The following is a 14,060-nucleotide window of genomic DNA, read 5'->3' as shown; positions in this document are numbered from 1 at the left end:
GACGGGAACACGTTCTTCTCGCCCGCGGGGTCGCCATGTGGCGCGGGCGTGGCGTCGCGCAGGAAAGAGGGGCAGGAGGTCGTCGCTTGATATCCGAGAAGTCGCTGTCCAAGGTCTGCAGGCCGGCGGTGCTGGGGCGTGGGCGCATCATAGCGCAGCGCAGCGACCGCATATGGAACCGCTCCTGCAGCTACAGCGGCTCGCGCATCAGCATCGAGGCGTGCGTCGACAGCTCGAGCGGATACGAGGACCACTACCGCTGCGGCATCACCATTGACGAGGCCGCGGACGAGGTGGTGGACTACCACTGCACCTGCCCGGCGGCGCGGCGCTACCCGGGGCCGTGCAAGCACAGCATCGCGCTGGCGCTGGACTTCAACCGCAACGCGGGCGCGTACAAGGGCCACAGCCCGCAGGGCCAGACGGGCACCTCGCGCGTGCTGGGCGACTACCTGGACCGCGCGTGCGCGCCGGCCCCGGTGCGCGTGGCCTCCGCGACGGACGCGGCGCCTGGGACCGTGGGCCTCAAGGTGACGCTCGAGCACGAGTACGACTGGTACCTGCGCCTGAGGATAGCGGGGCCGCGCGGCTCGTACGTGGTGCGCGACGTGGGCGACCTTGCGCAGGACATCTTGGCGGGCGCGTTTCACGAGTACGGCAAGAAGCTCGCGTTCGTGCACTCGCTCGACATGTTCGACGCACAGTCACGCCCCGTGGCGGAGCTTCTGGTGCGCGCCGTGCAGAACAGGCGCTCCTTCGCGTCTTCGCGCGTGTCGCCGCGCGTGTATGGCATGCCGGGGCTGCAGACGCCCATAGGCCGCGAGCTGCGGCTCTCGCCGCCAGAGTTGGACGAGCTCATAGCGCTACACGTTGGCCGCACGATCGAGGTCGAGGTGGTGACGGAGGGCGTGCAGCAGCCGGCGCGCGACGTGACCGTCGCGGACGGCGACCCCCAGGTGGGCCTGCGGCTTAAGGAGGCGCGCTATGGCGCGTTCGACCTGGAGCGCGAGGGCGAGGCGGAGTTCTTCACGACGCCTGGCCACCTGTACGCGCTGACGCGCGACGCGCTCTTCCGCTGCTCCAAGCGGCTGCTGGACGTGGCGCCGTTCCTTACGAGCGTGTATTCGAGCCACGCGCCCCGGGTGCTTCTGGGCGAGCGCGACGTGCCGCGCTTTGCGGCCGCGGTGCTGCCCCGCGTGGGCGAGGCCATGCGCGTGGACGCGCCGCAGGAGGTGCTGGACCAGATGCCGCAGCCCCTCACGCTGGACTTCTACCTGGACCACGTGCGCACGGGCGTGACGTGCCGCGCGGAGGCCAGCTACGGCGCCCGCCGGCTCTCCGTGCTCACGCGCGACCCCGACGCCGTGCCGGACTACGCGCGCGACGCCGCGGGGGAGGCCCGGGCGCGCCAGCTGGTGCAGCAGTACTTCAGGCTGCCGGCCGCGGGCGGCACGGTGGCGACCATAGGCGAGAAGGACACTCCCGCCATCGCGAGGCTGCTTTTGGACGGCATGGCCCGCCTTCGCGAGGCGGGCACCGTCCACGTGACGGACGCGTTCGACCGGATGCTGCGCCGCGAGGCGCCGAGGGTGCAGGTGGGGCTCTCCGTGCGGTCGAACCTCATCAACCTGAGGGTCTCCGCGGACGACCTGCCGCTGGACGAGCTGTTTGGCCTGCTTGCCAGCTACCGCCGCCACCAGCGCTTCCACCGGCTGCGCGACGGATCGTTCGTGGACCTTGCCGGCGCGGACCTTTCGCAGGCGGCCGCCCTCGCGGAGGAGCTTGGCCTGACCGCGCGCGACCTTGCGGCCGGCGAGGTGAGCATTCCCAGTTACAAGGCGTTCCTGCTCGACAACATCATGACGGACGAGCAGAAGGACGAGTCGTTCCGCGCGTACGTTGACGGATTTCGCTCCGTGGACCCCAAGCGCTTCGAGCCGCCCGCCGCGATCGCGGGCCAGCTGCGCCCGTACCAGCGCGCCGGCTTCCAGTGGCTCAGCGCGCTTGCGGCCATGGGCTTTGGCGGCATCCTCGCGGACGAGATGGGTCTGGGCAAGTCCGTGCAGATGATATCCTTCCTGCTGGCAAACCGCGGCAGGGGCACGAGCCTCGTGGTGTGCCCGTCCTCCCTGGTCTACAACTGGGTGGCGGAGTTCCAGAAGTTCGCGCCCCAGATGGACGTGGCGCCCGTGGTGGGCACGGCGCCGGAGCGCGCCCGCATCCGCCGCGAGCGCGGCCACGAGGTGCTCATAACCAGCTACGACCTGCTGCGCCGCGACATAGAGGGCTACGCCCCCACGGAGTTCTGGTGCGAGGTCCTGGACGAGGCGCAGTACATAAAGAACCACGAGACGCTCTCTGCCCGCGCGGTGAAGGCCGTCACGGCGCGGCACCGCTTCGCGCTCACGGGCACGCCCATCGAGAACCGCCTGTCCGAGCTCTGGAGCATATTCGACTACCTCATGCCGGGGCTCCTGGGCGGCTACGACCGCTTTCGCGAGAGGTACGAGGACCCCATCCTCGCGGGCGACGCGGACTGCGCCAACAGGCTGCGCGCGGCCATAGGCCCGTTCGTGCTGCGCCGCCTGAAGCGCGACGTGCTGAGCGACCTGCCCGACAAGCTGGAGCAGGTGGTGTACGCGCAGCTCGAGGGCGAGCAGCGCCAGCTGTACAACGCGCACGAGCAGGCGCTGCGCCTCTCGCTCACGTCCCAGACCGACCAGGAGTTCACCCGCGGCAAGCTGCAGGTGCTCGCGGAGCTCATGCGCCTGCGTCAGCTGTGCTGCGACCCTCGCCTGGTGTACGAGGACTACGACGGCCCCTCGGCCAAGCTCGACACGATCTTCTCGCTCGTGGAGCGCGTGGTGGACGCCCAGGCCAAGGTCCTGGTGTTCTCGCAGTTCACAAGCTACCTGGACCTCATTGCGCAGCGGCTGGACGCGCACGGCGTCGCCCACTACATGCTCACGGGCGCCACGCCCAAGAAGCGCCGCCTTCAGTTGGTGGATTCGTTCAACCAGGACGACACGCCCGTGTTCCTGATTTCGCTCAAGGCGGGCGGCACCGGCCTCAACCTCACGGGCGCCTCCGTGGTGGTGCACGCGGACCCGTGGTGGAACGCCGCCGCGCAGAACCAGGCCACGGACCGCGCCCACCGCATTGGCCAGACGCGCGAGGTCACGGTGTACAAGGTCATCGCCCGCGACACCGTGGAGGACAGGATCCTGGCGCTGCAGGAGGCCAAGAGCGAGCTCGCCAACCAGGTGGTGGGCGAGGGCGGCGGCACGTCGCTCTCGAGCCTGCGCAAGGAGGACCTGGTGGACCTGCTGGGGAGGTAGCGCCGCCAAGGGCGCCTTGCCGCCGCGCTTGGTGTACCATTCACAGCTACATGTCGTTTTCGCAGGAAATCCGCCCTGCGCAACTGGGGGAGAAGAACGTGGTACTTTTTGGTGCGCTCATGAACGGCCTCGAGGCTTTCGTGGGCGGTGTGCTCGGCCTGCTGTTCAAGCGTCACGTTTCGGACGACCTGGGCGACTTCCTCCTTAAGGGCCAGGGCCTGTGCGTGGTGCTCGTGGCCGTGCAGGGCATGGTCGCAAAAGGCGGCTCTATCGCGGTGGTCACCATGGCCGTGGCCCTGGGCTCGGTCGTGGGCTACGCCATCGACCTGGACAGGTGGGTGCGCCGCCTGGGCGACTGGGCCCAGGCCAGGCTGGACAGGCTGTTTGGCGGCGGCGAGCGTCTGGGCAGCTTCAGCGAGGGCTTCGTCGCGTCCACCCTGTTCTGCTGCACCGGCGCCATGGCGATACTGGGCTCCATATCCGCCGGCATCCAGCTGGACCCGTCCACCCTCATCGCAAAGGGCGTGATCGACCTCGTGGTGTGCCTGCCGCTCGCGGCCACCATGGGCATAGGCGTGCCGTTCTGCGGCGTGAGCCTCGTGGTGTACGAGGGCGTCCTGAGCGTGCTCGCAAGCCTCGTGGGCCCGCTCCTGAGCCATGCCGTCATCCTGCAGATGGGCGTCACCGGCTCCGTGCTGCTGCTTGCCGTCGGCACAAACCTCATGGGCGTCACCAACATCAAGGTGGCAAACATCCTGCCGGCGGCGTTCCTGCCCATCGCACTCGTGCCGCTTGCGGGCGTGGTGGCCTCCGTCCTGTAGCCCCGCCGCGCAAGTCTCCGGCGCAGAGCGAACGCCGCCGCGCAGAGCGAACGACGTCCCTCGGGAGCAAACGTCCCCCATGCGGGAACGAGCGTCCATGTGCGCGGTCCCAATGGCACGAACCCAATAGTAATTGTCAAGAAGGCATGCTCTTTTCTCCCATACCCCATGTTGCGGGGGGGGGGCAGCTCCTTGTCGTAACTATACTTAGCTTTGTTTCAGGTATCGAATTTGTGTCCACACCCTGTCAGAAGATAAGAACGTCCGCACGCCGCGGGGGGTGGGTGGGCGCTTTTTGCGTGGACGTGCATCGAGACGGGAAGTGTCATGTCAAGACGTCATATGCGGGTTGCGGCGTTGGCGCTGGGGGCTCTCGTGCTTGCGCTGGTGGCGGTGCCGCGCCAGGCGCTTGCGGAGGGCACCCTCGCGATTCAGCCCTCGGATGGTGTCGCGCGCGACTACGGCGCGTGGAGGGTCCTTTCCGGCAAGGTGACCGGCAAGGGCGACGACCTGCGCCTGAGCGACGTCGAGTTCACGGGTGCGCTCAGCCGTGGCGACTGGCGTAGCCTCGGTGCCAACGCGGACACGGCGCAGGACGTGGCGGATTGGATTGCCGCCAACACCTCTGACCAGCTCGCCAACAGGATCGACTGGGCCGTGGAGGACTCCGGCGCCGCTGCGGACAAGGCGGACATCAAGGCCGACGGCACGCCCGTCACGCTGGACGACGGCTACTGGCTCGTCTCCTCAGCGGATTCCAGCCCCGTGCTCGTGCTCGTGGGCGGCGGCGCGGCCCGCACCGTGACCGAGAAGGCCGAGGCTCCCACCGTGCAGAAGTACGTGCGCACCACGGGCGACTGGTCCCAGTTCGCCGTCGCGTCCGTGGGCGACACCATCCACTACAAGATCGTGGGCACCGTCCCGCGCAACTACGACAGCTTCCCCGCGTACGCGTACCGCTTCGACGACGTCTCCGATCCCTCCATCGGGATCGACGATTCCACCGTGCGCGTGTGCCTGGGTGGCGAGGACGGCCAGGACGTCACGTCCGCCGCGACGGTCGCCTACAAGGGCACGTCGCTTGCCGTCTCGTTTGCAGACCTCAAGAAGGTCCTCCCGCAGCGCGGGGACGTGCGCACCGTCACGGTAACGTACGACGCCAAGCTCCTGCCCTCGGCCACCTCGGGCCTCGCGGACACCAACGACAACACGGCGACGCTCTCGTACCCGCGCAAGCCCGCCCGCACCCAGGCCGTCGTGGCGGCGCCCGCACAGGGTGCCATGCATGCCGCGAGGCTCCTCCTCAGGACGCCGCTGCGCCTGCGCGTTCCCGCCCAAGTAGCGGCAACGCAGGCCACCACGACCACGGCGGGAAGCCAGTGCCGCGTCGCCACCTGGTCCGTCCGGATCCACAAGGTCGACTCCGCCACGGGCAAGGCGCTCTCCGGCGCCGGCTTCACGGTGAGGGACTCCCAAGGTCTCTACGTCGACACCGATGGCTCCCGCACGGCCGAGAAGGACAAGGCGTCCGTGTGGAAGACCTCCTCGGACGGCTCGGTCACCATCCCCGGAACCGGAGATGGCAGCTACACGCTCACCGAGGTCGTCGCTCCAAAGGGCTACAACACCGCCGATGCGGCGACTGTCACGCTTAAAGGGGCAGATGCCCAGGCGAAGGGCTTCTCCGCGCAGGCTACCAAGGCGAAGGTGGAGGACGTCGACCCCGCCTCGGGCGTCGCACGGGTAAACATCGCCGATGTCGCGAAGCCCGCGGCGAGGAACGTGCCAAACACGGGACTCGGTCGTCTTGCCGGCGGCATCTCCAAGATGCTCCCCAAGACGGGCGACCCCGTGAGCATCGCCGGTGCGGTCCTTTTGGTCTGCGGTGGCGCGGCAGCGATCTGGACGGCATGGCGCGTCCGCCGCAAGAACGACGAGGCATAGCCCCATCAGGAATCAGGGAATCCGGGTCGGCTTCGACCCTCGTCCACGGCCCCGCGCGGGTTGGAATCCACACACAGCCAAGTCAATGCGGCGCGCGTCGCACGAGTAGAAAGACAGGGATGGTACACATGGACGGAAAGTTCTCGAGCAAGGTGGCACGTTCGGCAGTCGCGGCTGGGCTCGCCCTCGCGATGGCGGCGTCTCCCGTCATCCCGGCGACCGTCGCGCTGGCAGACGGTGCGGCAACTGGCAACATCACCATCACGAAGACCGATGGTCAGACCACGTCCTTCAAGGGCTATCAGATCTTCACTGCCGCGGTGAAGGATTCCGAGAATTCGACCGACGGCAAGACGGTCAGCGACCTCAAGTGGGCTGACGGCGCAGAGGCTGTAGTTGAGAGCGTTGCAGCGAAGAACGGTCACACGGATAAGTTCGCGACCGCCCAGGATGGTGCCGACTGGATTAAAGCCAACATCCAGAAAACGAATAGCGAAACGGCTGTTGCTTCCAACACTGTTGCCTATCAGCTGGCAACGGCACTGCAGAACAGCAAGCTTTCCTCGAAGGCCGTGACCGCCGGTACGGCTGTAAATCTTTCCGACGGCTATTGGCTGTTCGTTACCGATGCCAAATCGCTTGACGTGCCGGGCGAGGTTGCCACGGCTCCTATCTTCGCCGTGGTCGGTGGCAAGGACGTTTTCGTGAAGGAGAAGGACTCCCTCCCCACCATCTCGAAGACGGTGAACGACAACAAGAAGGCCGACTCCGTGGGCGTTGGCGACACCGTGAACTACAAGCTCGACGGCACGGTGGCGAATAACATCGACACCTACTCGAAGTACTACTACAAGTTCACCGATACCCTGTCCGCTGGCCTGACGGCTGACCGAAATAGCGTTGTGGTTAAGGTCAAGAACGGAGAGGCCGAGACCACGGTTAAGAGTGGCTACACGACGAACCTCGGGACGAATGAAGATGGCACCTCTACGCTCACTGTTGAGTTCACCGATCTCAAGAGGGCTACCGACGAGAACGATACGGCGATAACCATAAACAAGGACACGCACGTGACGGTGGAGTACAAGGCTACTGTTAACACCAAGGCCCAGGGCGGGTCCGACACCAACAACAACCTGTCCAACAGCGCGAAGCTTACTTACAGCAACGATCCCAAGACTGCTGACCAGGGCGAGAAGGGTACCACCGACACCCCGACTCCTTCTACGACGAAGAGCTACACCTACAGGTTGAACCTCGTGAAGAAGGACCGCGACACCGAGGCCACCCTTAATGGTGCCGTGTTCACGCTCAAGGGTACCGATGGCAAGTACATCAAGGCAGATGGCTCCAAGACCGAAAACGAGCAGGAAGCACACCTGACGACCGACGAGAACGGCGCTGTCTCGGTCAACGGCCTCGACGAGGGTACCTATACCCTCCACGAGGTAACTGCTCCTACTGGCTATGACACCACTACCGATACCACCATCAAGATTACCCCGACGATTGCCGGCGACGACAACCAGACCCTCACCGCCATCGACAACCAGGTTACCGGCAACGACGACGCCATCCCTGGCCAGTCCAACGGCATCACGGGCGACCACCAGCTTCAGGCGGCGAAAGACACCGCGGCAGATGTGCAGACCGGTACCGTCACCGTCACCGTGGGCGACAAGAAGGAAATCACCATGCCGCTCACTGGTATGAAGGGCACCACGGCGCTCGTCGTGTACGGCTCCGCGGTTCTCGTCATCTCTGCGGCCGCCTACATCAGGCACCGTCGCAACGCGGCTGATTCGGAGTAGCTTACCGGCGCATGGCCTCTCCCAAAGCCACGATGGCGGCGGGAGGGTGCCGTGCACAAGAGGGGATGTCCATTGGGTAGCGGCAGGCGTCACTCGGGCAAGAAGGGCTCGCGCATCTGGGGGATTCTTCCCTTGGTGGGCATGGCTCTCGGCCTCGTGATGCTGCTCTACCCGCTCGTGTCAGACTGGGTGGCAACGTACCGCGACCGCCAGGCCGTCTCCAAGATGGAGTCTGCCTACTCTGAGTCAGAAAGTTCCAAGGCAAAGCAGCAGCTTCACCAGGCGGACGTCTACAACTCCGCTCTCGCGGGGCAGGAGGTGAGCGAGAAGGTGCTTCCCTACGATCAGCAGCTCGCGCTCACGCACCCGTACATGTCGTACGTCGAGTGTCCCAAGATCAACCTTCAGATGCCCGTCTACCACGGCGTGAGCCAGGAGTCCCTCTCTGCGGGCGTCGGCCACGTGTCCAGCACGAGCCTCCCCGTCGGCGGCACAAGCTCCAACTGCGTGGTCTCCGCCCACTCCGGCATGCCCGACATGCGCGCGTTCGACGACATCCGCGAGCTCCGCAAGGGCGACCTCTTCGCGCTCGAGACGCTCGGTCGCGAGTGCGTGTACGAGGTCGACAGCATCAAGGTCATCTCGCAGGACGATACGGACGCGTGGGAGCGGGCCATCGCGATCGTGCCCGGCAAGGACACCTGCCTCCTCGTCACGTGCACGCCCTACGGCGTGAACGACCACCGTCTGCTCGTCCGAGGCCACCGCACCAGCCGCAAGCTCGACCGCGACGCCGGCTCGGGAAACCTCGGCAACTACGTCAACCGACGCACGCTCCCCGCAATGCTCGGCGTCGCGGGCCTCGCCACGGCGCTCGCCATCGGCGCGCACGTTGGCCGCCGCAAGGCAAGGGGTCGCACCCCATCCAGGCGCGCCCCCGCCACCACCCCCGCGCGACACGCACGAAGGTCCAGCTAGCACCAAGCACGATCCACGCCGCAAGGCGCGTCTCTCCAAGGTCTTTACAGTTCTGGTTCGGAGGGTTCCAACATGTTCAGAAGAAACGGTCTGCCCACGCAGCTGCTCACGGCGGTCCTCGCGATAGCGATGGCCTGGGCAACCACGCCTACCCAGGGGCTCGCGGAGGCGCTTGGCACCACGCCGCAGACGCAGACCACCACGTCCGCATCCAACGATGCGACGAGCGATGCCTCCACCAGCAAGCCCACGCCTACGGGCGAGAAGAACCAAGAGGCCACGCCTTCCAAGTCCACCACGACCGGCAGTGATTCCTCCTCGTCGAACGATGGCGAGAAGGCAGGTGCCGCAGACGAGAAGGACTCGAAGTCCAATGACAACTCCGGTGCTGCAGCGCTGGCTGCTCCCGCGGCTCCGTCGCAGGACACCTCCGACAATAAGGACGGCCAGTCCACCTTCACGGCACACTGGACCAACGCTCCTGACAAGGAGATAAGCTACACAAACGCTGGCTTCAAAAAGGATGATTCAAACACCTGGACGGACTTCTCCTGCACGCCAAGCGAAAACACCCTTCACAAGTCAACGTTGAAGGTCTACCTCAAGCTTGCGGGTGATTCTAAGACCAAGTACAAGGCTGGCTCAGTGAAAATTTATGTTCCTGCCGGCTTCTATCGTGGTTTGGACAAGGACGACCCTCTTTTAGTGGCGTGTGAGGACAACGTCGGAAAGGGGACTCCACTTGAACAAGTTAGTTGGATGATTCCTAAAGCGCCGAGTCTCACTGTGACGGACTTTAATTACACAGAGGAGATGCGAGAGGTAGATGGGCAACAGGTCAAGTACAACGTAATTCAGAATGCGAAGGAACTCAACGGTGCGACAGAGCTTGACTTGGATATTGACTATCGTTTCCGTCCTACGATGCTTGATGTGAGGCAACAAACTCAGGCTGATGGTTCGGATATGGGCGTGTATGAGGGTAGCTTTCCCGTTTCGTGCGAGATAAGCGATAGCGAGGTCGCCAGAAAGATTATTAGCGTAAAGGTATTGACGAAGGTCAATTCATCTTCCCTAACACTTACCCACGCGACCGAGGACCCCAACAAGGGCATATACTTTTCTTGGGATGATGCTTGGGGCAGTAGGCCGGTCGATGCGAATAGATATTTTTATATTATTTGGTATATAACATATAATCGCGACGGCAAATCTACTATGCCCTATAAATATTCGATATCGGTTGATTCTGCCAAGGCGGGCGGCGGCGAACTAATTGGAGCACAAAAGTACACAAGCCAACGAGATTTGGAAGCTTACGCGACTCCCGGTATTATCAATTCCAGGCTAGATACAAACTATACGGGAATTTCTGGCAATGCGGAGATATTAAAGAATCAATGGATTGGAATATCAAACTCTCCGACTAAAACAGACTCCGCGTATTCGGGCATGCTGCATGCTAATAGCATTAGTGGTGGATATAATTATCAAATATATGCACTATTAATGAGATATCCTCTTAAAATGGTAAAAGAAGCTATAGCTAATGGCGTTGATATGGCGAAAGACGGGATTACAATTAGCAATGGCGTAAAGTTGTCGGAGCAATGGCAGGACGGCCACGAGGTTTCGAGAGACTATGGTCCAACAGGAGACCTTGCTGTCAAATCCTTGCCAGATGGTGGGACAGCACGAGGGATTACAAAAGCAAGGCAGAATGCTGTGGACCGTACGTATACGGTGCAAGCCGCTCAATCACTCTTGGAACAGGGGCATAGCATTTCATTACCAGACTATGTCATTTCCTCTTACAACTACGACAATAAAGCCAAGTGGAACTCCGAGAGTTCGACATACAGTTCATCAACAGGGTTTGAGGCGCAGGATGGCTCATACTATCTGTTCTCCGCTGTGCCTAGCTATTTTGGGAAAAACCCAAGCATTAGTAATATCTCGGCTAATGATCCCATTAAGCTTACGGACAACGAATATCGTATTACCTCTTTTTATGTTAATGACCAAGAATATGACGCAACGTATACAGAAGGGTTGGGTTGGCAGCGCTCTTCTAGGCCTAACAATGATTTGAAGTTATACGAACCGATTGAGATTCTGATTCGCAGAGCGGGGTCAAGTAAATTTGAAGAATTTGGTACAGTCGTTAAAGCGGGGTCGACTTACACCTTAACAAAGAAAGACGGGAGCAAGAGCCTATCCGTCGGGAGCAATAGTCGCGCAGCCTTGCCTTCCGATACCGTTCAAATCAAAATGAAGCAGAATGGGAGCCGATTCTTCGCATCAGATGTTAGCCTACGCTATTCACTCAGAATCATTCCAGATGATCGAATAGAACAGCGTTTAAAACAAGATATTTCCAACGGCATCAATAGTGCAATTGGTGGATTTGCCTCTGGCTCTCAGTTGGTCGAAGGAAAGGAAGTTGCGACTTTCGATGAAACGGCTGGTCAATATTGGCATTTGGTCAGTTATGAATTAGGACCTATATACACGAAGACTGCCTTCATTAAAGAAACTGATCAGAGCAAGCTGAGTGACAGTCCAAACAACTTGGAAAGAACCTTACCAGTAAGCGTGAGTATATATAATGGAACTAATGTATGGGGTGGTTCAGAGTACGGAAACACAAGGTTCATGAAGAACTATATCCCACAGTCCGGGGTGTTTTGTGACCTATTGCCAGCGGGAACTTACACAAATGCAGATGAGGTCACGGTCGGACTCAGAACCGGAAGCGCATTCGGTGTGATTACTCCAAACATGAATCATGATGTGAAGTTCATTAAAAATTGGAATGGTAGCGGAAGAACACTACTTAAGGTCACATACAGCCTCCCTGAGAAAGAGCTTTACGCTGCGAACTATTGGTCTGGTCTTGGTATTCGTTTGAACTATATATTGCATGATTCATACACCAATATCGTAGACCGGGGTGGCAGGGTAACCAACAGTGTGATTTTCATCAACACGTCCGGTAAGGACAGTATTTTACATTCCAATGCCGAGGACTCTTCATATACGGGGAAGGGGTTCGATGACTGGACGTATTTTAAAGACTCAGCACAAAGAGCTTGGGCAAAAGGATATCAGGTAGCCACAACGCAGGCAGTAATGGATTTCAACAATGTAACTGCACTGCAGGCGGGATTCAGCTCTAGGGTTTCGACAGATATCAACCCCGTATATCAGTCGTCTGGATTCACTTATCTTGGCGACAGGTATATCGATTGTCTGCAGTACACATCTGCTTCGGATACAAGAACGGATAACGCTGTCCTGTACGACGTATTCAGTCCCGAGGACAATAACGCGGTAGGAAGCTTTGAGAGCATCGACGTTTCAAGCATTGAAGCTAAGCCAACCTGTGATTCGACTGGCTCTAAGACAGAGGACACCTGCAGACCTGTGGTGTGGTACTCTACATCGGTGCCTACGGACAAGACTCGTTCGCTTGACAGTGGTATCTGGAGCAAAACGCCTCCGAAGGACCCCTCTGCGGTGAGGGCTGTTGCCGTTGACTGTCGCAAGACTGATTCTGGAAAAGACTTTGTGCTGGATAAAAAGGGTACTTTGGTGGCCTATGTGCACTTGAAGGCCACGGCTGACGCTTCGCGTAAAGGTCGAACGGAGAAGAATGAGGCCCTGATTTCAAAGCGAATGTTCACAGGGGCTGTACCTGCTCCGGGTGATATGACTACTGTGCAAACCGCCAATCGTACGGTGAAACTCCTGGCAGCAGACCTATCAATCGAGAAGACCTGCGATCCTAAGTCTGGTACTGTGGAAAGTCCTGCTGAGATTGGAAACGATGCGAACAAGCAACTGACCTACACCATCAAGGTGACTAATAACGCCCAGAAGAGCGACTCTCTACCTGACGTAACAAGGATTCACGTGAAGGATGTTCTTCCAAAGGGTATGGCTCTCGATTCAGATTCTGACATGAAGGTCGAGTCTAGTTCCTTGGGTGTTGCGCCGGGAACAAAGATTGACAGCCAGTCAGTCGTGAGCTATCAGACAGGATCTGATGGCGTGTCGTTTGACATCAGCAAGCTTCCCTCGGAGGGAAGCGTGTCGATCACGGTGCCCGTTGTTCGCAAGGACCCCGTGAAGAAGACGACCATGTACGTGAACACGGCGACCATCGAGACCATTGGCAACGCAACGGATGGCCAGAGCAGCAGCACGTATCACAAGACGTCCGTCACGACCATGCCGTTGGCTGGTGCAGGTGGATTTGCTGGGCTGGTAGTCGCAGGTTGCGTGGTCCTAGGAGCATCTGCATTTGCATGGGTTAGGAGAAGAAGGCACGAGTAGGTCTTTTACTTCTGCATTGCCTTGCGAGCAACCTGCTAACGCATGAAAGAGGGGTGCGACGAGCCAGCAGGCTCCTCGCACCCCTTTGCATATATCTTGTAGGTTACAAGAGACGGAGCCCAGGGTAAGGCTGTGCTGTTTGCATACAATGGGCGATGAGCCCTTCCATGATCTGCGGACGAGAGTCTGACTGGTTGTGAGGGTTGGGAATGCGAGCGACTGACAAAGGGGAGCTGAAGATGGCAGACCAGAGCAAAAGCGAGGACCCGCGCGAGCTGTTTGGCATGTATCTTGCACACGTGGGCATCAACGCGGAGACCGACGAGGACGTCGAAAAGATTGTGGGCGACTTCGAGCGCCTGATGGGGCTCGCGCGCATGGAGATCGCGCCGGCGTCCCTTTTTGCGAGCGACTACATCGAGGTCATGAGGCCTGGACGCGGCCGCGGGACGAAGGGCCACATCGGGTTCCACGTGGATGACATCGCCGCGGCGGAGAAGTGGTTTGAGGCACGCGGCTTCAAGATCAACGAGTCCTCGCGCGTGCTGAAGGACGGCAAGACGTTCCTGGTGTACTTCCAGGAGGAGATCGCGGGCTTCGCCATCCACCTGACCGTCCAGAAGTAGCACGAGGCGCATGGGAACGGCGACCAAGACAGCTTGCGCTGGCATGGCCGTCCGCATCGGATGCCGAAATGGCAATGGCGCGCGTGCGCGGGCTGCAAGATGCAACGAGAGGGGCGCGGGGGCCCGCGGGCGGGGGCGGCCCCCCCGCACCCCCGCGCCCGCGGGGGGGGGGGGGGGCGGGCAGTGCGAGTGCGTTATTGCGGG

The 14,060-nt window shown here is 61.0% G+C and carries 7 protein-coding genes; all 7 read left to right on the top strand.

Annotation, left to right across the window (positions count from 1 at the left end):
* The first annotated feature begins 86 nt into the window (after positions 1-86).
* The 7 genes from ACTQWE_RS09155 to ACTQWE_RS09125 all read left to right on the top strand — a co-directional run bounded on the left by ACTQWE_RS09155 (position 87) and on the right by ACTQWE_RS09125 (position 13,856).
* The gene (locus tag ACTQWE_RS09155) at positions 87-3,338 is read left to right on the top strand and encodes a DEAD/DEAH box helicase (protein WP_441855201.1); all 3,252 of its coding nucleotides are present in this window, start codon (positions 87-89) and stop codon (positions 3,336-3,338) included.
* Between the two features lie 98 nt (positions 3,339-3,436).
* Positions 3,437-4,159 (top strand): DUF554 domain-containing protein, encoded by a 723-nt coding sequence (locus tag ACTQWE_RS09150; RefSeq protein ID WP_441855203.1) that lies wholly within the window; start codon positions 3,437-3,439, stop codon positions 4,157-4,159.
* Positions 4,160-4,486: 327 nt separating this feature from the next.
* Positions 4,487-6,103, top strand: a complete 1,617-nt coding sequence (locus tag ACTQWE_RS09145; protein ID WP_441855205.1) for a SpaA isopeptide-forming pilin-related protein — start codon at positions 4,487-4,489, stop codon at positions 6,101-6,103.
* Between the two features lie 128 nt (positions 6,104-6,231).
* The gene (locus tag ACTQWE_RS09140; RefSeq protein ID WP_441855206.1) at positions 6,232-7,914 is read left to right on the top strand and encodes an isopeptide-forming domain-containing fimbrial protein; all 1,683 of its coding nucleotides are present in this window, start codon (positions 6,232-6,234) and stop codon (positions 7,912-7,914) included.
* Between the two features lie 72 nt (positions 7,915-7,986).
* Complete coding sequence (locus ACTQWE_RS09135; RefSeq protein ID WP_441855207.1) at positions 7,987-8,892, top strand: class C sortase; 906 nt, start codon at positions 7,987-7,989, stop codon at positions 8,890-8,892.
* 72 nt (positions 8,893-8,964) lie between these two features.
* Positions 8,965-13,230, top strand: coding sequence for a hypothetical protein (locus ACTQWE_RS09130; protein WP_441921605.1), 4,266 nt, complete (start codon positions 8,965-8,967; stop codon positions 13,228-13,230).
* Between the two features lie 239 nt (positions 13,231-13,469).
* Positions 13,470-13,856, top strand: coding sequence for a VOC family protein (locus tag ACTQWE_RS09125; RefSeq protein WP_373576277.1), 387 nt, complete (start codon positions 13,470-13,472; stop codon positions 13,854-13,856).
* Positions 13,857-14,060 lie beyond the last annotated feature (204 nt).

It is taken from the genome of Parafannyhessea sp. LCP19S3_B1 (genome assembly GCF_052121955.1).
In the GTDB taxonomy this organism is placed as follows: Bacteria; Actinomycetota; Coriobacteriia; order Coriobacteriales; family Atopobiaceae; genus Parafannyhessea.
The sequence above is the reverse complement of the archived record's forward strand: the minus strand, read 5'-3'. Positions and strand labels throughout refer to the sequence as shown.